The sequence below is a fragment of the Kingella negevensis genome (assembly GCF_030177895.1).
Lineage (GTDB): Bacteria > Pseudomonadota > Gammaproteobacteria > Burkholderiales > Neisseriaceae > Kingella_C > Kingella_C negevensis.
On sequence record NZ_CP123448.1, the window covers coordinates 527,221 to 551,037 of the forward strand.

Sequence of the window (23,817 nt, forward strand, 5' to 3'; positions counted from 1 at the left end):
ATTTCCTTTTTTCAGGCAGCCTGAACACAAACCACGCTGCAATCATCGTAAAATTCGCCCAATTTGACCGCACGGCGCAATTCTTCCAATTTTGCCACCAAATCGGTATCGCAAAAACACCCAAAATTCCGCGTAAAAAATGCACGTTCACACGCGCCATTGTCCGCCCACGCATTGACCCAAAAACGGCTGGCTAAATGCGGTTGTTCGCTGCTGTAAACGCCGTCTGCCACCGCCACGCGAATCGGGCTGCCTGAAACTTCTACAATCCGCGGTTTGTTCATTTTGGCGTGTTTGGCTTCCGCGCCGTTGAATAATGCGTCTTGGTTGCGTGATTTGTTGCGTCCGCACATTTGAAAATACGCTGTTTGGAAAATCATGTTTTTGCTCACTTAAAAATTATTGGGGCTGTCCTAGGGGCTATTGACAATTCAAAAAAAGAGGCAAAGGATTTAAGATATTGTTTCCACACAACCATCCTAAACCTTTGCCATGTCCCGAAACACGCTTACAAATGAAACATGGTCAAGACTGTTACCTATTTTGAAACAGCTTGGCATTTATCGCAAGAAAAATTTACGCAAAACAGTAGAAGGTATCCTGTTTCGCTTACGTACAGGCTGCCAATGGGCTGATATACCTAGTTATTTTGGTAAAGCAAACAGCCTTTACCAAAGTTTCAATCGCTGGTCTAAACGCGGTATTTTTACCAAATTATTTAAACATTTGGCAGATACACCCGATATGGAATGGGTCTTTATGGACGGTAGTCATATCCGTGTTCATCAACACGGCATGGGTAAAAAATCCATTGTGCATCAAGCTGTCGGTAAGAGTATCGGAGGTCATACGTCTAAAATTCATTTAGCGGTTGATGCTTGTGGTAATCCAATTGAATTTATGATTACAGCTGGTAATGTAAATGAGATTGTTGTTGCGCCTGATTTATTGGCACAATTGGACTTAAGTGATAATGAAACCGTGTGTGCTGATAGGGGTTTTGACAGTGATACTTTTCGTCGGTTAATTCATTCTAAACAAAGTAAAGCCAATATTCCATATAAGAAAAGTAGAGAACATCTTAATGTGGACACAGATTGGTATTTATATAAAATCAGGCACTTGGTAGAAAATGCTTTTGCACGATTAAAGCATTTTCGTGCGCTGGCAACACGGTACGATAAATTAAAACGTAATTATGAAAGTACCGTGTCATTAGCCCCTAGCTAACCCTGAAATAAATAATAGATTAAATGCTAATCGTTGCGCCTTCGTTGCTGACATAAATTCCATTTTAAATGCCTTTCTCTAAGCTTTTAAAATCCAAAAACAATAAATGGAGGGCAAACAAATTGCCCACTCTACTTTAAAGACTGCCTGAAACTCAAACCGCCCCATTCTGCTTCGCTTCCAAAATCTCCCATCTTTCCAATTTTTCCAACAAAAGCATCTCAATCTCTTCCGCCCGACTTTGCAGGCTGCCTGCTTTTTCATAATCCTTGAAAATCTCAGGGTCAGATAATTGCGCGTTCAAATCCGCCTGCTCCGCTTCCAAAGCCGCGATTTCATCAGGCAGCGCGTCCAATTCTCGCTGCTCTTTGTACGACAATTTAACCGTGCGATTGGCTTTCGGTTTCTCTTTCGCAGGTTCTTCGGCTGCGGCGGTTTTCGGCGCGTTGGCTGCCTGAAACTTCTCTTCGCGTGATTTCGCGTCCAAATAATCTTGATAACCGCCAATATATTCTTTCAGGCTGCCATTACCTTCAAAAACAATACTTTGCGTAATCACATTATCCAAAAACATACGGTCGTGCGATACCAAAAACACCGTGCCAGCATAATCACGCAACAATTCTTCCAGCAATTCCTGCGTGTCAATATCCAAATCATTGGTCGGCTCGTCTAACACCAAAATATTGGCAGGTCGCGTAAATAATTTCGCTAACAACAAACGGTTACGCTCGCCTCCCGACAACGAAGAAACAGGCGATTGCGCGCGCGCTGGGTGAAACAGGAAATCTTCCAAGTACGACATCACGTGTTTTTTCTTGCCGCCCACTTCCACAAAATCATTGCCTTGCCCCAACGTGTAAAAAACCGTGTCGTTTTCGTTCAACTGGCTGCGGAATTGGTCAAAATACGCCACTTCCTGCTTGCTGCCCAAACGGATTTTGCCGTAAGTCGGTTGCAATTCGCCCAAAATCAGCTTTAAAAACGTGGTCTTACCAATACCATTCGCGCCAATCAAACCGATTTTGTCGCCGCGTTGAATAATCGTGGAAAATTTATCCATAATCATATGGTCGCCATACGCAAAACTCGCGTGTTCCAATTCCGCAATGATTTTGCCGCTTTTTTCGCCCGTATCCAGTTTGAAATTGACTTGCCCCTGCTGTTCACGGCGAGCGGCGCGTTGTCGGCGCAATTCTTCCAAACGGCGCACACGCCCCTCGTTGCGCGTTCTTCGCGCCTCAATGCCCTTGCGAATCCACACTTCTTCCTGCGCGTGAAATTTATCAAACAGGCGATTGTGTTCCGCCTCAACCGCCAATTCCTGCGCTTTTTTCTTGCTGTATTTGCTGAAACTGCCCTCGTACGAACGCAACACGCCCCTATCCAATTCCACAATCCGATTGGCGATGTTGTCCAAAAAACGGCGGTCGTGCGTAATCACCACCATGCTGCCTGAAAACGCTTGCAACAAATTTTCCAGCCAAATAATCGCGTCAATATCCAAATGGTTAGTCGGTTCGTCCAGCAACAAAATATCGGGTTTTTGCACCCACGCTTGAGCCAACGCAACCCGTTTTTTCTGACCACCCGACAAGTTGCCAATCAATTCATTTTCAGGCAGCCCCAATTCGCTAATCGTTTGGCGGATTGCCGCGTCAAACTGCCAGCCGTCTTGCGATTCAATTTCATTTTGTAACTCATTGAGTTGGCGAATTAAATCATCAGAATGCTGCGTTTCCAGCGCGTGGCTAACCTGATGATAACGGCGCAACACATCGCGCAAATCGCCCAAACCTTGCGACACGACATCAAACACGCTCGCTTGGTCATCAAACACGCTTTCTTGCGGCACATAGACAATTTTCATGCCGTTTTGCACGATGATTTGACCATCATCTAATTTCTGCACGCCCGCCAAAATTTTCAAAAACGAAGATTTCCCTGCGCCGTTTCGCCCGATTAAGCCGATTTTTTCGCCTTGATTGAGCTGGAAACTGGTTTTGTCTAAAAGCGGAACGTGTCCGACTGCGAAACTGGCATTTTCTACCGCAAGAATAGTCATGGTTTTGTCCTAAATTTACAAAATAAAACGAATTGTAATGGTTTGCCGAATAAACAGCAAAATGCAGCCTGAAAACGCTTTGGGCAGCCTGAAAGATAAGTTTTGCAAAATGCAGCCTGAAAGCAGTTTTCAGGCTGCGTGAAGTCTATCTTTTTTAATGTAAATTTTGTAAAATCAAAACACTTTTTAACACTTACACACCGCTACACAAAAGGAACTTTTTTTATGACATTTTTGCTGCTTTACGCTTTTATTTACATGGCTTTTGCCATCGTCTCGGTGCTGGTTTCGCAGAAGCTCGGGCTGGGTTCGGTGCTAGGTTATTTGCTGGCTGGGATTGTGATTGGTCCTGTTTTAGGGCTGGTTGGCAAGGAAACCCAATCTATTCAACACATTGCCGAGTTTGGCGTGGTAATGATGTTGTTTTTGGTGGGTTTGGAACTTGCGCCACAAATGCTGTGGCAAATGCGTCATAAATTATTAGGCTTAGGCGGCTTGCAAGTGGTGCTGACTTTAGCGACAATCACGGGCGTGGCAATGGCGTTGGGCTATTCTTGGCAAGTGGGCGTAGCAGTGGGCTGTGTGCTGTCGCTGTCTTCCACTGCGATTGTGTTGCAAACGTATAACGAAAAACATTTGTTGCAAACACAAGGCGGACAAGCAGGTTTTGCGGTGCTATTGTTTCAAGATGTGGCGGCGATTCCGATGTTGGCGTTAATGCCATTGTTGGCGGCGGCAGGGATTTCGGCTGGCGGCGAACAGGGGCATACTTCGGGCAATTTGTTGGCGCATCAACCTGCGTGGGTAACAGCATCGGTGAGCGTGGCAGCGATTGTGGCGATTGTGTTATTCGTTCAATTTGTTGTACCAATTGCGTTGCGCCTGATTATTAGAAGCCGTGTGCGCGAAATGCTGACGATTTTCACATTGGCGTTAGTGGTGGGGATTTCCACGCTGATGTCTTTAGTCGGTTTGTCGTCTGCATTGGGCACGTTTATCGCTGGTGTTACGTTGGCGAACAGCGCGTATCGTCACGAAATGGAAAGCCATATCGAACCATTCAAAGGCTTGTTTTTAGGCTTGTTTTTCATCACCGTTGGCGCAGGCATGAACTTTGGTCTGCTGCAAAGCAAATTCTTCCCCATTATTGGTATGACATTGGCTCTGCTGCTGATTAAAGCTGGCGTGTTGATGATTTTGGGTAAACTTTTCAGGCTGCCTTCTTTGTCTACCAAATTGTTTGCGTTGAGTTTGGCGCAAGCAGGGGAATTTGGTTTTGTGTTGCTGTCGATTGCACGTCAAAGCCATGTATTAGAAGAGCATATTTTAGACCGCATGAGCTTGGTGATTGCGCTGTCTATGGTGCTGACACCACTTTTGTTTATTTTTTATGACAAAGTGCTGGCACCGCGTGCGATTATGGAAGAAAACGCAGAAAGCCGTGAACAAGACAAAATTGATGTGGAAAATCCTGTGATTTTACTGGGGCACGGACGTTTTGGTCAGCATATCAATAGCTTACTAGTGGCGTGTGGCTACCCTGTAACCGTGGTTGATAACCATGCCGAACGCGTGGAAGGGCTGACCAAATTTGGGCTGAAAACCTATTATGGCGACGCAACCAATCCCGAATTATTGGGCGCAGTGGGTTTAGCAAAAGCAAAATTGCTGATTGTGGCTTTGGGCGACCAAAAAGAATCAACAGCGGTGGTGGAATTTGTGCGCCGCCATTATCCTGATTTGCCCATTATTGCTCGCGCTTACGACCGTATGCACGCGTATGATTTGAACCACGCTGGCGCAACTTATATTATTCGCGAAATCGCCGATTCTTCCATTCGCGCCGCGAGTATTGCGCTGGAAAAACTGGGCATGAAACCCGAAAAAGCGCGTGATATGAGCAAATTTTATGCCGCGCGCGACCGTTATATGTCCGACCGAATGGCAGCGGTTTACGACCCGTCTATCCCGATTTTCACCAATGAAGATTTAATGCGCGTGGTGAAAGAAGTGGAAGGCGAAACACAAAACATGGTGCAAGCCCTGTTGCGCGGCGAAACGGTAGATTGGCACGAAGCCCACGACCACGACCACACCAAAATCAAGAAAGGTATTTCATGATTTTGTCTTTGGCAACGCGAGAAGAGCTGCCTGAAATCGTATCGATTTACAACAGCACTGTGGCTTCACGCCAAGTAACCGCCGATTTACAGCCTGTAACTGTAGCGCAGCGTGAAGCGTGGTTTCAAGCCCATCAGCGCAAAAATCGTCCGCTTTATGTGCTGAAAGACGTTTCAGGCTGCGTGATAGCGTGGAGTAGTTTCAGCGATTATTACCCACGCGCCGCTTATGACAGAACCGCAGAAATCAGCATTTATGTGCATGAACAGCAGCGTGGCAAAGGCTTGGGGCGGTTGGTTTTAACGCAAATGCTCGAACGCGCACCGCAGCTTGGCATTCACAAAATCACCGCCGTGATTTTCGCGCACAATCAGCCCAGCTTGTCTTTGTTTGAACAATTTGGGTTTGAGCAATGGGGCTTTTTGCCGCAAGTGTGTGAATGGGATAATGTGTTAGCGGATATTATTATTCTTGGGAAAACGGTATAAAAAATGCAGCCTGAAAATATTTTTTCAGGCTGCATTTTCTTTATTTTTTCAATTCACGTTGGCGACGCGTTTCCGCCAGCACCATACCCGCAGAAACCGAAATATTCATGCTTTCCACCGTGCCAAACATCGGGATAGACACCAAAACATCGCAATGCTCGCGCGTTAAACGGCGCATGCCTTCGCCCTCGTTGCCCATCACCCACGCAATCGACTGCGGCGCATCATAATGGAACAAATCGCTTTCGCCGTCCATGTCCGTCCCCACAATCCAAATGCCATATTCTTTCAACTCACGCAGCGTCCGCGCCAAATTGGTTACCGTGATATACGGCACAGTTTCCGCCGCACCACACGCCACTTTGCTCACCGTTGCGTTCAGCCCCGCGCTTTTGTCTTTCGGCGCAATCACCGCATGAACGCCCATCGCGTCCGCCGTACGCAAACACGCACCAAGATTGTGTGGGTCAGTAATGCCGTCCAGCACCAGCAAAAACGGCGGCTCTTGCAAGTTTTCCAGCACATCTTCCAAGTGAACATGGTTTTTAGAAGCGTCAATAAAACCGACTACGCCTTGATGTCGTGCACCTTTTGCCATAGCGTTTAGGCGGTCTTGGTTGGCAAAATGCAAGCGGATGTTTTCTTGCGCCGCTTTCTCCAACACATCGCGTGTGCGTGCGTCAGATTTGTTTTCCAGTACATACAATTCCGTGATGGATTTCGGGTTTTGCCACAAACGAGCGTTGATGGCGTGGAAACCGTAGATTAAGCGTTGATTGGACATTTCAAACTTTCTTTTATTTTGGATAAACATACTTTCAGGCTGCCTTTTTTAAACTACAGCAGCCTGAAAACCATTTTGTTAAATTTAACGTAAACGTGGCGTTGCGCTGCCACACCCGCGCTTAGATTCGTGAAGCGTAACTGTTTGCAGCCTGAAAACTATCCTCGCACAATCTCACGCAAAGACCAACGAGGTTTCGCATTAAACGCCCCCACCTGCTCCGCCGCTTGCACCCCATGCACCAACCGCATCGCCCCTGCAAACGCAATCATCGCCCCGTTATCGGTACACAATGGCAACGGCGGAAAATACGTTTTCACTTTTTCAGGCTGCGATTTGGGCGCAGTTTTCACCGCAAAATCTGCCAACTGTTCGCGCAATTTCCAGTTTGCGCCCACGCCGCCAGCCACCACCAATGTGCGAAATCCTGTCTGCAAAAGAGCCACTTTCGCTTTCGCCATCAACACATCAACCACCGCATCTTGAAACGCGCGGCAAATATCATTGCGCGTATTTTCAGGCAGCAAATCCGTTGGCGACAAATTCAATTCTGCGCGTGTTTTTTCCACCGCCGTCAGCACTGATGTTTTCAAGCCCGAAAAGCTCATTTGCAAATCGTGGCTGTGCAACATCGGGCGCGGAAATTGGTACGCATCAGGCGAACCCAGTTTCGCGTATTCCGACAAAATCGCGCCAGCAGGATACGGCAAGCCAATCAATTTCCCTGTTTTATCAAACGCTTCACCAGCCGCATCGTCCACCGTTTCGCCGAGCAATTCGTAATCGCCAAAATCGCGCACCGCCATAAATTGCGTGTGTCCACCCGACACCAGCAGCGCGACAAAGGGAAATTCAGGCTGCTCATCAGCCAGCAGCGGCGAGAGCAAATGCCCTTCCAAATGATGTACGGGCAACACAGGTTTATTCAGCGCGAACGCCAACGCATTGGCATAAGACGAACCCGCCAGCAACGCGCCGCCCAAGCCTGGACCTTGCGTGTAGGCAATCGCGTCCACGTCATCATATTGCAGATGGGCTTCTTTGAGCGCGGTTTGCGTGAGTGGCACAAGGCGACGAATGTGGTCGCGGCTTGCTAATTCTGGCACAACGCCGCCGTATTCTGCGTGCATTGCCATTTGTGTGTGCAACTGGTTGGCGATTAAGCCTTTTTCAGTGTCGTAAATCGCTACGCCCGTTTCATCACACGAGCTTTCTATTCCTAAAACTATCATTCTTTTTTTAACTTTCAGGCAGCCTGAAAAAAGGGTTTTCAGGCTGCCGTTATTTATGCTTGTTGCTCTTCTTTCAAAACCACTTCTAATTCTGCCAATGCCGCCGCAGAATCCTTATCCCCTTGCGCTGCCGCACGTTTCCACCATTTCGCTGCTTCCGCATAATCCAAGTCCACGCCCTCGCCTTCTGCGTAAGCCAAACCCAAATTAAACTGCCCCATGGTATCGCCCAACTCCGCCGCTTGTGTAAACCAGTGAACCGCTTGCGCTTTGTCCTGTTTCACGCCGTAGCCCTCTTGATACAACAAACCTAAATTGACCATTGCGTCCACGTTGCCCATGTCCACCGCTTGCTGATAAAAATCCGCCGCTTTTTCATAATCAGGCGACACGCCCAAGCCGTCATCATACACCACGCCCAAATTGTACAAGGCTTCGTCATCACCCTCTTCTGCTGCCATCAGCCAATATTTCGCAGCCTGAACGTAATCTTGCGCCACGCCCAAACCCTCGGCATACAATCGCGCCAACTGGTTTTGCGCGTCAATATCGCCCTGCTCTGCGGCTTTTGCGTACCATTTCGCAGCCTGAACATAATCTTGCGCCACGCCGTCGCCGTCTTCATACAATTCTGCTAAATTGAATTGTGATGCTAAATCGCCCTGCTCTGCGGCTTTTTCATACCATTGCGCTGCGCGTTCTAAATTCACTTGCACACCCAAACCTTGTTGGAACATAAACGCTAACTGATATTGCGCGTCCACGTCGCCTTTTTCTGCGAACTCGCGCAGCGTTGGCACGGCGGCTTTATAATTGCCTTTTTCAATATTGGCAAACGCTGTGTTTAATTTTAAATTTTGTAATGTAAAAGTCATTTTTTTATCTTTCTGTATTTTTAGACTATTTTACAGCCTGAAAACCTGCTTCTCAATTTTTCAGGCTGCGTGAACCTGAACATTCACTTTCTGCCGTTGCAAAGTCTGATAGCACTTAGGCAACAATTCCTCAATCAAAGCCAACTGGCGATACAACACCTGATTTTGTTCCGAACCCGATTGCGCCAGCAATTTTAATTGTTCCAACTGCGCACTCAATTCATCAAACGCAGCCTGAAACTCAGTTTCCTGCCATTCGCTCAACTGCTGCAACACATTCGCCATACATTCCGCAATCGGATAGAAATGCAGCAAAAATTCCTGTTCCGCTTCCGTGTTTTGCTGAATTTTATCTCGGTACGCACCCAAAGCTGAAATATAGCTAATCAGCGAATAATCCAGCTTCAGCAACGCAAAACCATCGTCCAATTTCGTGCCATGCTTATCCACATTCAGCGACATATCCGATAGCACACTCGCCAATGCCGCTGCCTTATCATGACTATCGCGCCGTGCAAAGCGGTACGCCACATCATCGCTCAACCCAAAGCGCAACTCGTGCAACACCGCTTTTAAATAACCAGCGTTACTTTGCACCGCCGCTGCACTATTTTTGTCCAGCGACACAAATTTCCAGTCCGCCCACAGCAAATAAACCGCCGCTCCAGCCACAAACGAACCCAGCACCGTGTCAATAATCCGAGGCACAAAGAAATTGCGAATATCCAAACCCAGCACGGCAAACGCCATAATCGCCTGAATCGTAATAAAAAACGTAGAGTAGCTATATTTATTTGTGCGGCAATAGAAAAACATCACCAACATCGCCACCGAAATCCCAATTTGCACCGAAGTACTCATCGGGATAAAACTCAGCACTGTCCCTACTAACACACCGCCCAGCGTCCCCCAAATACGGTGCAACAAACGGCTTTTAGTCGCCGAATAGTTTGGCTGGCAGACAAAAACTGCCGTCAGCAAAATCCAATAGCCCGCACTTAAATCTTTCGGGTTTAAATGATATTTCGCCACCATTTGCACCAACACGCAGCACACAAGCACAATCACAGACATCCGCACCGCATGGCGAAACACAGGCGATGACACATTGCACTGACTACGCAACACACGCCACGCTTCTTTAAAGCCGCGCGTTTCGTTCAACAAAATCCGCGTTTGCGCGTCATCTTTAATCAAATGATGGCTTTTCAGGCTGCCTAAATGCTCAAATTGCAAACTAATGCGTGAAATATTGTCCAACAAACGCTGCACACTGTAAGGCGATGCGCCATTGTGCGAATCATGTTCCGCATAATGGGTTAGCGATTGCGCCGCGCCCTGAGTGGCTCGCACCAACGCCGTAGAAGATTGATAAGTTTGATTGTCTCGCAGACTTTGCGCCACTTCGCGGCAAGATTTTGCTTGCAAACGAATCATGCGCTGAATGCGGTAAATCAAATCGGTGTAACGCATTTGCTCGGTAAAGGTTTCATAGTGCATGTGGCTAGAGCTAATCCGCTCGTGAATATCTTGCGCGATAAAATAATAACGCAGCATTTGCGCCGTGCGTGGGTGGCGATGTTGCCCACGCATACGGTAAAACAATGCGCTACGGCATTGGTTGAACGCGTTAATTACTTTCGTGTTCGTCATCGCCAAATTCACTTGTTGTTCATCAATATAGGCGATTTCATCGGGGTCAAAAAAGTTTGCTTTCACGTCTAAATAATTCGCCAGCGCGTCATACGCATTTGCCATGCTTTCTTGCACGGGACGGTGCGGAAACACTAAATGCGTGAGCAAGGTGCAGCCGCTATACAGCAGTGTACCAATCACAATCATCAGCGAATTCATGTAAAACGGCGCGTGTGGGTCGTGTGTGAGCGTGGTGTAAATCGCCACCGCCAATGTGCCAAATGATACGGTGCGAAAACGTGTGCCAGCCGCGCCAAACATGGTGAAGATGAACGCCACCGCCATAAACACCAACGCCAATGGAATGGGGTGCGCAAACGTGATTTGCACGGACAGCGACACCACGGTAAACGAACACACGGCATACAGAATATTTTTCAGTTTGCCTGTTAAACCGTTATCCAAATCCACCAAACCGCCTGCGATAATGCCTAAAATCACCGCCGCGAATTGCTTTTCCCAGCCGAAGTAGTCAATCGCAATAGAAGCAATGGTTGCGCCGATAATGACAGGGATAGTGTTGATGATTTTGGTGTCTATGGCTGGGGTTTTCATGATTGTGAAGTGAAGTTATTTTTGTGGGCGATATTGTAAACTTTCAGACTGCATTTGGGTAAAAAATGCAGCCTGAAAACTCATTTTCAGACTGCGTTCTCATTTATAAAACCGCAACAGGATAAGCCCCTGCCACGCGCATAAACGCGACACGTTGTTTCAATTCTGCCAACGCAGCCTGAACACGCGGTTCATCAATATGTCCTTCAATATCCACAAAAAAGAGATATTCCCACAAGCTCACTTTGCTGGGGCGGCTTTCAAATTTGGTTAAAGAAATCCCAGCCGAAGTCAGCGGCTCAATCAGGCGGTGCAGCGTCCCCACTTCATTGGGCGCACCCAGCACCAAAGATGTTTTGTCTTTGCCACTTGGCGTGGTGGTTTGATTGCCCAGCACCAAAAAGCGCGTGGTGTTGTTTGGCTCGTCTTCAATATTGCTGGCTAATTTGGTTAAGCCGTAAATTTCTGCTGCTGCTTGGCTGGCAATCGCGGCAAAGGCGGGATTATGTTGTGCCAAACTCGCGGCTTCTGCGTTGCTGGAAACGGCGATACGGTTCACGGTTTTGGGCAAATTCACGTTTAGCCATTGTTGGCATTGCGCCAATGCTTGCGGATGTGCGTAAACGGCTTGCACGTCTTTCAGGCTGCCTGAAAGATTCATCAGATGATGATGAATGCGTTGCACCACTTCGCCGCACACTTGCAAGGGCGTGGAAACCAGCAAATCCAGCGTGCGCCCCACTGAGCCTTCTGTTGAATTTTCCACGGGCGCAACCGCGTAATCCGCTTGATGCGCTTCTACCATGCGTAAGCTGTCGTCCACAGTCGCGCAAGCTACGGTTTTGGCGGCGTGTCCGAAATGTTTGATGGCAGCTAATTGCGTGAATGTGCCTTCTGGCCCTAAATAGGCAATCGTGAGCGGACGTTCCACCGCCAAGCATTCGCTCATCACTTCGCGGAATAGTCGCGCGACGCTTTCGTTTGGCAATGGGCCTTGATTCAGGCTTTGAATGCGGCGCAATACTTGGGCTTCGCGCTCGGGGCGATACACCGCGCATGTGCCTTTTAATACGCCAATGGCGTGGGCGTGTGTGGCGCGTTCGTTTAATAGCGTGAGAATTTGTTGGTCAATCGCGTCAATGGCGTTGCGGTGCGGCAGCAGTTTATCGTTGTCTGACATTATTTTTTTCCTTTTGCGAAATTTTTGGCACATTATACCAATCTGATGCCCCAAAAAAACAGGCAACCCATTCAGGCTGCCTGAAAATACCTCAAATCAGAGATTTTACGCTTCACAAACAATACAGGCTTGCGCCTGCCTTCGCAGCGTTGCCCGAAAGGAGAAAAAAAGCAACACCGCAAAGCCGAGGAGAGTTTGGTTACATCGCTGCAACCACTCAAAACACTGTAACTTGATGTAGTAACTATACACAAGCGGAAGGTTTTTTCCAATAACTATGTTATACAAAACAATTTTTGATTAATTTTTCTTATTTTGGATTATTTTATTATGCGAACTGGGATTTTAAAACGATAAAAATCTGATTTTTTCGGCAATTGCAGCCTGAAAATATTACATCAAACAACAAAACGGTACGATTGGGGTATCGCACCGTTTTCAGGCTGCAAACTTAGCTGTAGGTCGGATTCTTGAATCCGACAATTTTAATTTACTATACAATTTTCTAACCAAATTAAATGGTATGTGAAATTGGGAAATGTCGGATACAAGTATCCGACCTACAAATGCTGCGCAAGTTTCAGGCTGCAAATCAGTCTTTCACATAAACCACTTGCACATCATAATCGTCTTCGTTCCAATCATCTTCATCTTCTTCAAAAGTGTTTTCCCATTCCACTTCCTTGCTCAATGAAGAATCCAAGCCGCTTTCCAAACGCAACACCGACAACAAGTGATACATATCATCGGGAATCGCCGCTTCAAACGAAACCAACTCGCCCGTTTTCGGATGAATAAAGCTCAGTTTATGCGCGTGAAGTGCTTGGCGTTTCAACGCTTTCACAACGTCTTTTACAGGCTGCGAACACACATGGCGCGGATTGCCGTAAACAGGGTCGCCAGCCAACGGGTGTCGCGCCTCACGCATATGAACGCGGATTTGGTGTGTGCGCCCAGTTTCCAAGCTGCATTCAATATAACTGTGCGTCAAATAGCGTTCCAAAACTTTAACGTGCGTAATCGCTTCCTTGCCGCCAAATTTCACAACAGCCATTTTCAAACGATTGTGCGGGTCACGTCCAATCAGCGTTTCAATTTTGCCGTCAAACGGCACAACGCCGTCCGCCACCGCGCGATAAATGCGCTTCACGCTGCGGTTTTGCAACTGCTGAACGAGATGATTTTGCGCTGGCAACGTTTTCGCTACCACCATTAAACCGCTCGTTTCCTTGTCCAAACGATGCACAATCCCTGCGCGTGGCACTTGCGACAATTCAGGGCAATGTGCCAGCAAACCGTTGAGCAGCGTACCTGTCCAGTTGCCAGCCGCTGGGTGTACCACCAAACCAGCAGGTTTGTTAATCACAATCACGGTGTCATCTTCAAAAACGATATCCAAATCCATAGCTTCGGGTTCATACGCTTGATTTTCATCGCTTTGTTGCACTTGAACGGTCAATTCTTCACCGCCAATCATTTTTTCTTTTGGCGCGACGGGTTTGCCGTTGCATTGCACCCAGCCATCTTTAATCCAAGTGGTCATGCGGCTGCGCGAGTATTCAGGCAGCATTTTGGCAATCGCTGCATCTAAGCGCATACCTGCTAATTCGTTTGACACGGTTAAACTAATCGTTTCTGCCGTGTTGTCTTCTGCTGCGAAATCTTCGTTTTCTTCTTCGTAAAAATTGTTCATTTAATCTATCCATTTTTTTCAGGCTGCGATATATCACACAGCCTGAAAATCACTTACCAATCTGCCGAGCCACACTATCCAGCCCAACATTCAAACTCGCCAGCATCGCCGCATAGCCATCGCCCTGCTGCGCCGTTAGCACATGAAACGGAATTTGCGCCCCATTCGCATATTGCGCGTAACCGCTAATTTCCGTTTCGCCGCGAAAACTGCCCTGAAAACGGTCAATAAAAATTGTCAAATCAATGCGCTTGTTTTGGCTTGCAGGCACATATTTCAGGCTACCCACACGGTTCAATTTGTTTGCCAACGAACGCACCAGCGTTTCATCGAGCGGTGCAGCCCACAAATTTTTCTGCGCAAATGTCAGCGTATATTCATCGCTTTGATACAGCAAATTCTCCCCGTTAATCGGTTCAGCCAACACCACTTTCACGCCCACTTCGCGCCCCGATTTTTCAGGCAGCCTGAAAGCACTATCTGGCAACTGATAATATTGCGTAACAGGCGCGGTGCTGCCACAAGCCACCAACAAAACAGCCACGCCCACCGTAACCAAAGTTTTCAAAATAGTCATTATTTACCTTTCGGAACAGGGTCTTGGTCGCCCTTATTAAAAATCAGCGCATTTGGTTTTTCTTTCAACGTGTTAATCACAGGCTGAACATTTTTCAACGTGCGGTCAAGGCTGTTCAACGTCGATTGCACGTCCTGATAAACAGGCGATTGCGGCGAAACCCCTTGCAGCGTTTGGCGCAACTCACTCAACGTCTTATTCAATTCCGCAGGCAAGTTTTGCGTGCTGCTTTGCGAAGCCAATTTGTTTGCCGAAGCCAACATCGTTTGCGCCGATTTCAGCGTAGTTTGCAATTCTTTCAGGCTGCCATTCAATTCGCCCACCGTTTTATCCAACGGCAACGCATTGAATTTATCCAACAATTTAGACACTTGCACTTGCAAATCATCAAAACCACCGCCACGAGTCGCAATCACCACATCGCCGCCATACTGCACCAACGGTTTCAAAGTCGCGCCGCCCGAAGCCGCGTCCGTCAATTCCACCATTTTGCTGCCCAACACCAAATTATTGCTCGCCAAAGTCGCCACCAAACCTTTGTTTAACGCAGCCTGAAGCGTATTTTGCCAATACTCTTTCGTTTCTGCGCGGCTGCCCTGCTCAATGCGTTCAGGGTCAATGCGCACACGCACAGGAATCCAACCATTTTGGAACAACTTATGGCTGTCTTCATCTTGGAAATACGGCACATTCACCACGCTACCAATGCGCAAGCCCTTGTATTCCACAGGCGAACCCGTGTCCAAACCGCGCACCGAACTATTGAAAAACACCACATAATACAACGTGCGTTCATTCGGTTTATTCTCAATTTCCGCACGATTATTATAAATTTCAAAAGATTGCCCACTTTTCGCAGCCTGAACAGGCGTTTCTTCATTGGCAACAGGCGTGTCAAATGTAATCGCGCCCGAAAGCAAGGCAGGCAATGGTGCGCTATCAATCTTCACGCCACCGCCGTCCATTTTCACATTAATGCCGCTGTCCAGCCAAAAGCGGCTGCCTGAATTAACCAAATTTTCGTTTGGGCTTTGAATGAAAATACTGTATTCCACCATACGCGTATCAGGGTCAAATTTTGCTTTTTCCACCGTGCCGACCACTTGGTCTTCATACAAAACAGGGCTGCCCACGTTTACCATTTTGCCCGTTTTGCCCGACAATTTCAGGCGCAGACCTGTTTGCCCGATTGCGGTAACGGGCGGCAAATCCGCCACCGTGAATTTGTCCGCTTCTTCCGCGCTCGTTCCAGGGGTGAACGCGATATACGAACCCGACAACAATGTGCCTAAACCCGTAATCCCGTTTTGGTCAATGCGCGGCTTCACGACCCAAAATTGTGTGTCTTTACGCATTAAATCTGCGCTTTCACGGTTTAATTTTGCTGTGATTTCTACGCCTTTTTGGTCTTCGCGCAAACGGATTTTGCTCACGCGTCCTACTTCCACATTCAACACGCGAATGCTGGTGGTTTCTATGGCGATACCGTCTGCGTTATCCATATACAGCGTGATTTCAGGACCTTGGCTACGCAAGTTTTGCACAAACAAGTAGCTGCCCACAATCGCGGCAGCAACAGGGATAAGCCAAACGGTGGACATCAGCGTTTTGCTGTAGCGAACTTTTGCGGTTTGGGGATTTTCGTTATTTGGGTTCATAAATTTTTAAGGCAGCCTGAAAAATGATTTTCAGGCTGCGTGATTAAAGTTAAAAAAATTTTCAGGCTGCCGAAGCGATAACGGTTTCGCCTTGCAAATTAATCTGCAAATCAGCTTCAATTTTGTCCAACATTTCATAGCGTTTACGATACATTGAACGCTTTTTGCTGGCGATTTCTGCTTCGTCTTTGCGCTCGTAAGCAGCTGGTAGCAACCAGTAGCCATCTGCTTGCAGTTGTCCGCCGCATTCTTGCCAAAATTCATCGTAATTCATGGCAACGCGTTTTTTCAGGCTGCCACGCAGTTTCACTTGTTGCGCCTGTGCAATACCAACAATTCGCGCACATTTTGCGTATTTTGCCAGCATTTGCAACACGGCAACGGTGAGGATTTGTGGGCGCAATCCGTAAAGTTCTTTGGTAAGCACGCGGACTTTTTCTTTACCGTCATCGCCGCGTGGCCCTTGCAGCGAAGCAATCAGTAAGCTGTTGTCGGGCAGAAAGCCGAATGAAGCGGCATATAATCGCTCGTTCTCTTTACTTCGCAGCGATAGCGACCATAAACCTTCGTTCACATCTAAATCGTTGATGCCTAGCTGGAAATACAAATCTTCATTTAATGAGGCAATTAATAACGCATTTCCCTGAATTAATTGCGCAAACACTTTACCATCTGCCAGCAGCTGCATTTTACGCACATCATATTTCATCACTTCAAAACGCTTGTGTGCAGGTTTCAATCGCTTATCCAGATAAGTGTTGAGAATGGGATAGGCTATTTTTTCAGTTTGCGTAAATAAATCAATTGTTTCATTTCTTTGGTTTACCCAGTCTTCAAGCTGGTGAATTGTTTTGCCTGTGCACAGTCTTCGTGCTTGAAATTTAACGTTTTGCCAACTGAAATAACTTGCTTGCGTATAAATCTGTCTAAAATGAGGAAATTTAAACGTTTGAATCATTGTCTCTCTTTTCTCTTTATATTTTTTCAGGCTGCTTGTGATTTTTTATATTGCTCAAAACTGGCTTGAATATGCTCAGTTACTGAATTGCAGCCTGAAAGCGTGATAACCAAATGTGTTTGTGCGCGTGTCATCGCCACATAAATGAGGCGCGTTGGGTTGTCTTCATCGCTGTGTTCTGCTAATTTGTCCATGCCCATCATTACTACGCGCGGAAATTCTAAACCTTTGCTGCTTTTAATCGTCAGCACGGAAATTTTATTTTGTTTGGGGTCATAGGTTTTGCGTGTGTTTTTGTTTTGTAACGCCCAATAATCTAAACCCATATCAGCTAATTTGTCGCAAACATCATCGCATTGTTTTGTCCATGGGCAAATAATGGCGATTTGATTCAGCGGCATTTTGTCTGCCCATTTTTTCAGGCAGCGTTCTAAAATCTTTAATTCTTCTTCCCAAGAACCACACGTTTTTAAACAAGGATTTTCGCCGTCCATGCCTGTCGCATTCGGTTCTAACACAGGAATATTGTCATCATCACTGTCTTTTGCCAACAGATTTTGCTGCGCGAAAATATGCGCCAAGCCGATGATTTGTTTGGTGTTGCGATAATTATTGTGCAATTTTATGGTGCGCCCAAGTGCTTCAATCCCCACGCTAGACAGGGAAAATTTAATCCCTTTTTCCGCCGAGCGATTGTGATAAATCGACTGCGCGTCATCATAAAGCAGCAACAGATGATTATCCAATTTATCCAGCATTTTCACGGTAAAACTGAGCCATTCAGCTTTGAAATCGTGTCCTTCATCAATCAAAATTGCGCCGTATTGCCCTGTTGGAATTTCGCCTGTTTCCACGCCGCGCAATGCAGCCTGAATATTGAAATCGTATTTGAATTGTCGCTCTTCTTCCGTTACAACCAAGCCGTGTTTTTTGACTAACTCGCCACACCATTCGTGAAAATGATGCACTTCCACACGCTCGCTCACGCCATGTTCGGCGATGATGTGGCGCAATTTGGTTGCCAGCGAAATGTTGTAACACAAAACCAGAACGGGCTTTTGTGTGCGCTTGGATAATACTTTGGAGCGTAGTCCCAAAATCAGCGTTTTGCCTGAACCTGCCACGCCGTGAATAATGCGGTGTCCGCCACCGAGTTGTCGCGCGATTTGTTCTTGCTTTAAATCCATCAGTTTGATGTCTTGAATTTTTTCAGGCTGCGTTTCGGTTGGCGCAAATAGGTCTTGTTGGACGGGGGTGCTGATTCGGATTTCGGGGAATAAGTGCCAACGGATTCTGTCGATTTGTTCTTTGTCTAGCTTGCAGGGAAAGCGTTGTTCAAACATTGCGGCTAGGCGATTGCGTACGCCTTGGCTAGTTGAGGAAGTTAAATCGTTTTTATACATCGTGTGGCGCAACGGCGAAACGGCATCAAACACGGTGTAATTTTCGCCCATTTGTGCTTGTATTTCATTGCGCGTGATGTTGGCGTAAACCACGCCATAGGCATACGGAAAAACGAGTTTACCGACATAGTCGCCTGTTTTTTGTTGCAAAATGGGGTCTTTTGCCAAATCATTAACGACGTTGTGAGCGCATTCTCGCGCTTGTTCCATTGGGTTTTTAATGCCCACGTCTGTGTCTTTGAATTTGAGCTGAAAATGGCATTTGTCGATTTTCTGAATGGCTTTGCTGCTCCAGCCTTTTACTTCCAGACACAATAACCCTGTGTTGGGCATTAACACCAAAAAATCTGCGTAACGGCTTTTATTGCCTGTGGGAATGTTGCACCACACAAGGCAATCGTTGCCCAAATGTTTGTTTAGGAAACGTGCTACGCGGATTTCTTCTTGATTGTCTAAATGCTCTTCTAACTGGTTAAAGCTGGGAATAAAAGTTGCCATGATTTTCTCTGCTATTTTTCAGGCAGCCTGAAAAGCTGTCTTATCAATATTTTGTGAACATTCGGTACTTCTCACTTTTGCGATGCTTTCGGCTTCATCGCTAATTTGCCATAGGTAAACATCGGTATTATTCGGGCGAACCAATACTTCAAATTCGCGGAATTTTTGCATTTTCAGGCTGCCTGAATCTCGTGCTAACAGTTGCCACAATAACACACCAATCCAAAAGCCATGTCCAAATACGACATAAACGCCGTCTTCTTTTGCTGCGAAATATTGGCGGATAGTTTGAACTTGATTGAAAAACGACGCGAAACTGTCGCAATCTTCGCTGTGTTTAAAATTTACATCTTCGCTTGCCCAGTATTGTTCTGATTCGCTTTTCAATTCTTGAAACGTTTTGCCTTGGATTTTGGCAAACGATAGGTAATTGAATTCGCGTAAGTCGTTCAACACGGTTGCGGTTTTTTGCGTTTTTTGCAGATAAAGCGTGGCGGTTTGTTGGGTACGCAAATAGGGCGAAGTAAAAATTTCATCGGTATTTGGCGCGTGTTCCGTCAGCCAATTTGCCAATTGCTCGGCTTGCTGTTTGCCAAGTTTGGTTAGCGGAATGTCGGAATTGGGGTAAATCACTCTGTCGCTGCTGCCGCCTGCGTTGGCTGCGCTTTGTGCGTGGCGGATTAGGTAGATTTTTTTCATAAAAAATCCTTTCAGGCTGCCTGAAAATGCGGAATTGTTTTATGGTGTTTTCGTATGCCAATCGCTATTCAACTGCATTTGATGAGCCGCGCCCAAAATTTTCGCTTCGCTGAAATAATTGCCAATCAACTGAACGCCAATCGGCAAACCGTCCGCGCCCATACCTGCTGGCAAACTCAACGCTGGCAAACCAGCCAAATTCACCGCAATCGTATAAATGTCAGACAGATACGCTTGCACAGGGTCTTGATTTAAACTGTTCAACGCAGGCGCAGCAGTCGGCGCATTCGGCGCTAAAATTACATCACATTTCGCAAAGGCAGCCTGAAAATCATTCGCCACCAAACGGCGCAATTTCTGCGCTTTCAAATAGTAAGCGTCATAATAACCGTGCGACAACACATAAGTGCCAATCATAATGCGGCGTTTCACTTCGCTGCCAAAACCTTCGGCGCGCGTGTTGCTGTACATCTCGTCCAAATTGCCGAACTGCGCGGCGCGGTGTCCGTAGCGAACGCCGTCATAGCGCGACAAATTCGTACTCGCTTCCGCCGAAGCCAACACATAATAAGCAGGAATAGACAATTCCGTTTGTGGCAACGACACTTCCACCAATTCCGCGCCTTGTTGTTGCAACAGCGTTTTCGCGTTTTCCAAAGCAGCCTGCACGTCCGCGCTGTTGTTATTCGTGAAATATTCTTTTGGCAAACCAACTTTCAAACCTTTAAGCGGTTGATTTAAATCGCGTGTGTAATCTTCGCGATCGCGTTCTAAACTGGTGGAATCGCGTTCATCAAAACTTGCCATTTGGTTCAACAAAATCGCGCAATCTTCCGCGGTTTGCGCCATTGGACCAGCTTGGTCAAAACTTGAAGCGTAGGCAATCATACCAAAACGCGACACCACGCCATAAGTCGGTTTCAAGCCCGTAATGCCGCAATGTGAAGCAGGTTGGCGGATTGAGCCGCCCGTGTCCGAACCCAACGCAACAGGGGCTAAACGTGCGCCCACCACCGCCGCCGAACCGCCCGAAGAGCCGCCCGCAACGTGTCCGTGATTAAACGGATTGTGAACCGCGCCATAGAATGAATTTTCGTTGGTTGAACCCATGGCGAATTCGTCCATATTGGTGCGACCGAGCGTTACCATGCCAGCGTCTAGCAGGTTTTGCACCACGGTGGCGGTGTAGGGCGCGATGAAATTGTCCAACATTTTGGACGCGCAAGCGGTGCGCCAACCTGTTTGACAGAAAATATCTTTGAATGCGACTGGTACGCCTGTTAATGCGTGGGCGTTGCCTGCGGCGATTTTCGCGTCTGCGGCGGCGGCTTCGGCTAGGGTTTTGTCGCGTTCTAATGTGATGTAGCCGTTGATTGCGGCGTTTTGCGCGTCAATGGCGTTTAGGTATTCGGTTGCCAATTCTACGGCAGAGATTTGTTTGGTTTGCAGCAATTCGCTGGCTTGTTTTAGGGTGTAAGTTGGCATTGTTTTCTTTCTGTTTTTTCAAATTAAAATAGGTTTTCAGGCTGCTTGAAACTATTGCATACTCGCTGGCAAGTTTTCTTTGCCGATTTCCCAAAAATCGGGCTGCAGATCAGGATTTTGCTGCGCAGGTTGCGTTTATGGCTTTCCAGAGCTTGGCGTGTTGATTTTCCAATTATCGGTATTGGGTTGTTGAACCGTTTGGCTTGGCTGGGTTTCAGGCTGCGATTGGGTTTCTTCGGAAACTTTAGCAGCTGATTTTTTAGGCTGAGATTTGGTTTTCTTGGAAACTTTATCCGTAGCTTTTTCAGGCTGCGTTTCAACTGTTTCTGAAACTTTATCCACTACCTTTTCAGGCTGAGACTGAGTTTCTTTTGAAACCTCATCTGCTGATTTTTCAGGCTGCATTTCAACCTTTTCTGAAACTTTATCCGCCACTTTCTCAGAAACTTTTTCAGGCTGCGACACTGTTTGCGAAGCCGTTTCAGGTTTCGTGATTTCATCAGCTTTTGGATTGTTTGCAGCAGCGTTTAGCGTTCCCACCTGCTTGCACACTTCGCGCACCACGTCGTCATTCGGTTGCGCTAACAACTCAATTTGCTCAGGCGTATATTTCGGCACGGGATACTCGTTTGCACCCACCACGTCATTTTCCGCATTGAAATAAGTCGTCATGCGAACGGTTCGCAAGCTGTGGGTGCAATCAATCTGCTCAAACCAACGGTTATGCGTGTATATCGCGCTGGTTTCAGGCAGCGTTTGCGGTTTCGCGTAAAAATATTCAATCGTGGCGGTTACTGTACCTATTTCATCTTTTTGAACGCTGTCTTTCAACAAATATTCACGGTTGCCAGCATCATCAGAACTGGTTTTCAGATAATTTTTGTCTTTTTCAGGGTCGGTTTTATTAGGCGTGTCTTGTTTTGAGAAATCCGACAAAAAGGCTTGGTCTTCTTCGCTCACCTTATGCCCCACAGTTTTCCAAATCTCGCCAAACTTAGTTACCATGCGACTTTCTTCAATCACTTGGCAGCCTGAAAACAAGAAACAACACGCCACAGCCAGCGCAATCGTGCGTTTGGACATGATTTACTCTTCAATCACTTGCGGTACGATATACAAACGGTTACGCACATCAGGCGCAACGGCTTGATAGGCTTCAGCGTGGTCGGTTTCAGTAACCGCATCATCACGCAAACGCAACGCCACTTCGTGTGGGTGCGCCATTGGTTCAACGCCGTCCGTATTCACGGCTTGCATTTTCTCTACCAATTCAAAAACGGCATTCAGTTTTTCCAACGTAGCCGTTTTTTCTTCTTCAGTCAGCGACAGGCGCGACAATTTAGCGATTTTTTCAACATCAGTTAGGGTTAGCGACATATTTAAATCCTTTAAAATTTTCATTTAGCAAAAAGCAAAATTAGGGTATCATTGCGCGTTATTTATCCGCAGAGCGCGTGATTATACCCGAATTTGAATTGACAAGCATGATGATTTTCAGGCTGCAAAGTTAAATCATCATGCTTTACTCTTTGTTTTTTATTATTTAATTTTCTAGGATTTTTTATGCTTGGCTTTTTTACACGTTATTTTTCAAACGACATTGCCATTGACTTGGGTACCGCCAATACTTTGATTTACGTTAAAGGCAAAGGGATTGTTTTGGACGAACCTTCAGTCGTTGCCGTGCAAAGCGACCACATGGGCAAAAACGAAACGTTAGCCGTGGGCGCGGAAGCCAAAAAAATGTTGGGTCGTACCCCAGGCAGCATTCAAGCGATTCGCCCTATGAAAGACGGCGTAATTGCGGACTTTAACGTTACTGGAAAAATGCTGAAAGCCTTTATCCGTAAAGTAAATAACAGCAAATGGGCAGCTGCTCCACGCATCGTGATTTGTGTGCCTTGTGGCGCAACTCAAGTGGAACGCAAAGCCATTCGCGACTCTGCTTCTGAAGCGGGTGCATCTGCTGTTTATTTGATTGAAGAACCAATGGCTGCGGCGATTGGTGCTGGTTTGCCGATTGAAGAACCTACTGGTTCTATGGTGGTGGATATTGGCGGTGGTACAACTGAAGTGGGCGTGATTTCATTGTCTGGCGTGGTGTACTCTCACTCTGTTCGCGTGGGCGGTGATACGTTTGACGAAGCGATTATTCAATATGTTCGCCGTAACTACGGTATGTTGATTGGTGAAGCGTCTGCTGAAGAAATCAAAAAACGCATTGGTTCTGCATTCCCAAACACTGAAGTAACTGAAATGGAAGTGAAAGGTCGTAACTTGGCTGAAGGTATCCCACGTTCATTCACGATTACGTCAAATGAAGTTTTGGAAGCCTTGGCTGACCCACTGAGCCAAATCGTGCAAGCGGTTCGCAGTGCGTTGGAGCAAACGCCACCAGAATTGGGCGCAGATATTGCTGAACGTGGCTTGGTTTTGACTGGCGGCGGCGCATTACTCAAAGGCTTAGACCGTTTGTTGGCAGAAGAAACTGGCTTACCTGTTTTAATCGCAGAAGATGCTTTAACTTGCGTGGCGCGTGGCTCTGGTCGTGCGTTAGATATGGTGGGCAAGTTGAACTCTGTTTTTGTTAGCAATCCTTAATTCAGGCAGCCTGAAAAACA

At 46.9% G+C, this 23,817-nt stretch carries 20 protein-coding genes; 4 read left to right on the forward strand and 16 right to left on the reverse strand.

Annotated elements, in window-relative coordinates; translation table 11 throughout:
- Nucleotides 1–11 precede the first annotated feature (11 nt).
- The gene (locus tag QEO93_RS02890) at nt 12–380 is read right to left on the reverse strand and encodes a hypothetical protein (protein ID WP_052368680.1); all 369 of its coding nucleotides are present in this window, start codon (nt 378–380) and stop codon (nt 12–14) included.
- A 112-nt stretch (nt 381–492) separates the two neighbouring features.
- On the opposite strand from QEO93_RS02890, the gene QEO93_RS02895 reads away from it, so the two are divergent.
- The gene (locus tag QEO93_RS02895; RefSeq protein WP_284627612.1) at nt 493–1,230 is read left to right on the forward strand and encodes an IS5 family transposase; all 738 of its coding nucleotides are present in this window, start codon (nt 493–495) and stop codon (nt 1,228–1,230) included.
- Nucleotides 1,231–1,384: 154 nt separating this feature from the next.
- Here QEO93_RS02895 and QEO93_RS02900 read toward each other — a convergent pair whose 3' ends face one another.
- Nucleotides 1,385–3,295 (reverse strand): ATP-binding cassette domain-containing protein, encoded by a 1,911-nt coding sequence (locus QEO93_RS02900; protein ID WP_284627613.1) that lies wholly within the window; start codon nt 3,293–3,295, stop codon nt 1,385–1,387.
- A 225-nt stretch (nt 3,296–3,520) separates the two neighbouring features.
- On the opposite strand from QEO93_RS02900, the gene QEO93_RS02905 reads away from it, so the two are divergent.
- Nucleotides 3,521–5,416, forward strand: a complete 1,896-nt coding sequence (locus tag QEO93_RS02905) for a monovalent cation:proton antiporter-2 (CPA2) family protein (RefSeq protein WP_085815540.1) — start codon at nt 3,521–3,523, stop codon at nt 5,414–5,416.
- A complete protein-coding gene (locus tag QEO93_RS02910; protein WP_032136640.1) occupies nt 5,413–5,904 on the forward strand; it encodes a GNAT family N-acetyltransferase in 492 nt (163 codons plus the stop codon). The genes QEO93_RS02905 and QEO93_RS02910 overlap by 4 nt, the downstream gene beginning before the upstream one ends.
- A gap of 40 nt (nt 5,905–5,944) precedes the next feature.
- Here the strand turns inward: QEO93_RS02910 and rlmB are convergent, their stop codons facing one another.
- The 14 genes from rlmB to gatC form a co-directional block, all read right to left on the reverse strand.
- On the reverse strand, nt 5,945–6,688 hold the full coding sequence (gene rlmB, locus QEO93_RS02915; RefSeq protein WP_032136769.1) for a 23S rRNA (guanosine(2251)-2'-O)-methyltransferase RlmB: 744 nt from the start codon (nt 6,686–6,688) through the stop codon (nt 5,945–5,947).
- A 158-nt stretch (nt 6,689–6,846) separates the two neighbouring features.
- Entirely contained in the window at nt 6,847–7,920 is a 1,074-nt protein-coding gene (tsaD, locus tag QEO93_RS02920; RefSeq protein ID WP_032136641.1) for a tRNA (adenosine(37)-N6)-threonylcarbamoyltransferase complex transferase subunit TsaD, read from the reverse strand.
- Nucleotides 7,921–7,973: 53 nt separating this feature from the next.
- Entirely contained in the window at nt 7,974–8,795 is an 822-nt protein-coding gene (locus tag QEO93_RS02925; RefSeq protein WP_032136642.1) for a tetratricopeptide repeat protein, read from the reverse strand.
- Between the two features lie 60 nt (nt 8,796–8,855).
- Nucleotides 8,856–11,045, reverse strand: coding sequence for a YccS family putative transporter (gene yccS / locus QEO93_RS02930; RefSeq protein WP_032136643.1), 2,190 nt, complete (start codon nt 11,043–11,045; stop codon nt 8,856–8,858).
- A gap of 103 nt (nt 11,046–11,148) precedes the next feature.
- Nucleotides 11,149–12,225: a prephenate dehydratase gene (gene pheA, locus QEO93_RS02935; protein WP_032136644.1), complete on the reverse strand. Its 1,077-nt coding sequence runs from the start codon at nt 12,223–12,225 to the stop codon at nt 11,149–11,151.
- Between the two features lie 592 nt (nt 12,226–12,817).
- On the reverse strand, nt 12,818–13,918 hold the full coding sequence (gene rluD, locus QEO93_RS02940) for a 23S rRNA pseudouridine(1911/1915/1917) synthase RluD (protein ID WP_032136645.1): 1,101 nt from the start codon (nt 13,916–13,918) through the stop codon (nt 12,818–12,820).
- 49 nt (nt 13,919–13,967) lie between these two features.
- Nucleotides 13,968–14,495, reverse strand: a complete 528-nt coding sequence (locus tag QEO93_RS02945; RefSeq protein WP_044250041.1) for a PqiC family protein — start codon at nt 14,493–14,495, stop codon at nt 13,968–13,970.
- Entirely contained in the window at nt 14,495–16,153 is a 1,659-nt protein-coding gene (gene pqiB / locus QEO93_RS02950) for an intermembrane transport protein PqiB (RefSeq protein WP_032136646.1), read from the reverse strand. The genes QEO93_RS02945 and pqiB overlap by 1 nt, the downstream gene beginning before the upstream one ends.
- A gap of 61 nt (nt 16,154–16,214) precedes the next feature.
- The gene (locus QEO93_RS02955; protein ID WP_032136647.1) at nt 16,215–17,111 is read right to left on the reverse strand and encodes a VirK/YbjX family protein; all 897 of its coding nucleotides are present in this window, start codon (nt 17,109–17,111) and stop codon (nt 16,215–16,217) included.
- A 26-nt stretch (nt 17,112–17,137) separates the two neighbouring features.
- Complete coding sequence (locus QEO93_RS02960) at nt 17,138–19,012, reverse strand: 3'-5' exonuclease (protein ID WP_032136648.1); 1,875 nt, start codon at nt 19,010–19,012, stop codon at nt 17,138–17,140.
- Nucleotides 19,013–19,030: 18 nt separating this feature from the next.
- A complete protein-coding gene (locus QEO93_RS02965; protein ID WP_052368653.1) occupies nt 19,031–19,711 on the reverse strand; it encodes a histidine phosphatase family protein in 681 nt (226 codons plus the stop codon).
- A 39-nt stretch (nt 19,712–19,750) separates the two neighbouring features.
- On the reverse strand, nt 19,751–21,196 hold the full coding sequence (gene gatA, locus QEO93_RS02970; RefSeq protein ID WP_085815541.1) for an Asp-tRNA(Asn)/Glu-tRNA(Gln) amidotransferase subunit GatA: 1,446 nt from the start codon (nt 21,194–21,196) through the stop codon (nt 19,751–19,753).
- A gap of 135 nt (nt 21,197–21,331) precedes the next feature.
- Complete coding sequence (locus QEO93_RS02975; RefSeq protein ID WP_032136650.1) at nt 21,332–22,279, reverse strand: hypothetical protein; 948 nt, start codon at nt 22,277–22,279, stop codon at nt 21,332–21,334.
- A gap of 3 nt (nt 22,280–22,282) precedes the next feature.
- The gene (gene gatC, locus QEO93_RS02980) at nt 22,283–22,573 is read right to left on the reverse strand and encodes an Asp-tRNA(Asn)/Glu-tRNA(Gln) amidotransferase subunit GatC (protein WP_085815542.1); all 291 of its coding nucleotides are present in this window, start codon (nt 22,571–22,573) and stop codon (nt 22,283–22,285) included.
- A gap of 186 nt (nt 22,574–22,759) precedes the next feature.
- Between gatC and QEO93_RS02985 the strand changes: the two genes are divergently transcribed.
- A complete protein-coding gene (locus QEO93_RS02985) occupies nt 22,760–23,797 on the forward strand; it encodes a rod shape-determining protein (RefSeq protein WP_032136652.1) in 1,038 nt (345 codons plus the stop codon).
- Nucleotides 23,798–23,817 lie beyond the last annotated feature (20 nt).

Excerpts from the sequence above, each read along its gene's own strand:
- QEO93_RS02890 (WP_052368680.1), bottom strand. The coding sequence starts at position 380 with ATGATTTTCCAAACAGCGTATTTTCAAATGTGCGGACGCAACAAATCA.
- QEO93_RS02895 (WP_284627612.1), top strand. The coding sequence starts at position 493 with ATGTCCCGAAACACGCTTACAAATGAAACATGGTCAAGACTGTTACCT.
- QEO93_RS02900 (WP_284627613.1), bottom strand. The coding sequence starts at position 3,295 with ATGACTATTCTTGCGGTAGAAAATGCCAGTTTCGCAGTCGGACACGTT.
- QEO93_RS02905 (WP_085815540.1), top strand. The coding sequence starts at position 3,521 with ATGACATTTTTGCTGCTTTACGCTTTTATTTACATGGCTTTTGCCATC.
- QEO93_RS02910 (WP_032136640.1), top strand. The coding sequence starts at position 5,413 with ATGATTTTGTCTTTGGCAACGCGAGAAGAGCTGCCTGAAATCGTATCG.
- rlmB (WP_032136769.1), bottom strand. The coding sequence starts at position 6,688 with ATGTCCAATCAACGCTTAATCTACGGTTTCCACGCCATCAACGCTCGT.
- tsaD (WP_032136641.1), bottom strand. The coding sequence starts at position 7,920 with ATGATAGTTTTAGGAATAGAAAGCTCGTGTGATGAAACGGGCGTAGCG.
- QEO93_RS02925 (WP_032136642.1), bottom strand. The coding sequence starts at position 8,795 with ATGACTTTTACATTACAAAATTTAAAATTAAACACAGCGTTTGCCAAT.
- yccS (WP_032136643.1), bottom strand. The coding sequence starts at position 11,045 with ATGAAAACCCCAGCCATAGACACCAAAATCATCAACACTATCCCTGTC.
- pheA (WP_032136644.1), bottom strand. The coding sequence starts at position 12,225 with ATGTCAGACAACGATAAACTGCTGCCGCACCGCAACGCCATTGACGCG.
- rluD (WP_032136645.1), bottom strand. The coding sequence starts at position 13,918 with ATGAACAATTTTTACGAAGAAGAAAACGAAGATTTCGCAGCAGAAGAC.
- QEO93_RS02945 (WP_044250041.1), bottom strand. The coding sequence starts at position 14,495 with ATGACTATTTTGAAAACTTTGGTTACGGTGGGCGTGGCTGTTTTGTTG.
- pqiB (WP_032136646.1), bottom strand. The coding sequence starts at position 16,153 with ATGAACCCAAATAACGAAAATCCCCAAACCGCAAAAGTTCGCTACAGC.
- QEO93_RS02955 (WP_032136647.1), bottom strand. The coding sequence starts at position 17,111 with ATGATTCAAACGTTTAAATTTCCTCATTTTAGACAGATTTATACGCAA.
- QEO93_RS02960 (WP_032136648.1), bottom strand. The coding sequence starts at position 19,012 with ATGGCAACTTTTATTCCCAGCTTTAACCAGTTAGAAGAGCATTTAGAC.
- QEO93_RS02965 (WP_052368653.1), bottom strand. The coding sequence starts at position 19,711 with ATGAAAAAAATCTACCTAATCCGCCACGCACAAAGCGCAGCCAACGCA.
- gatA (WP_085815541.1), bottom strand. The coding sequence starts at position 21,196 with ATGCCAACTTACACCCTAAAACAAGCCAGCGAATTGCTGCAAACCAAA.
- QEO93_RS02975 (WP_032136650.1), bottom strand. The coding sequence starts at position 22,279 with ATGTCCAAACGCACGATTGCGCTGGCTGTGGCGTGTTGTTTCTTGTTT.
- gatC (WP_085815542.1), bottom strand. The coding sequence starts at position 22,573 with ATGTCGCTAACCCTAACTGATGTTGAAAAAATCGCTAAATTGTCGCGC.
- QEO93_RS02985 (WP_032136652.1), top strand. The coding sequence starts at position 22,760 with ATGCTTGGCTTTTTTACACGTTATTTTTCAAACGACATTGCCATTGAC.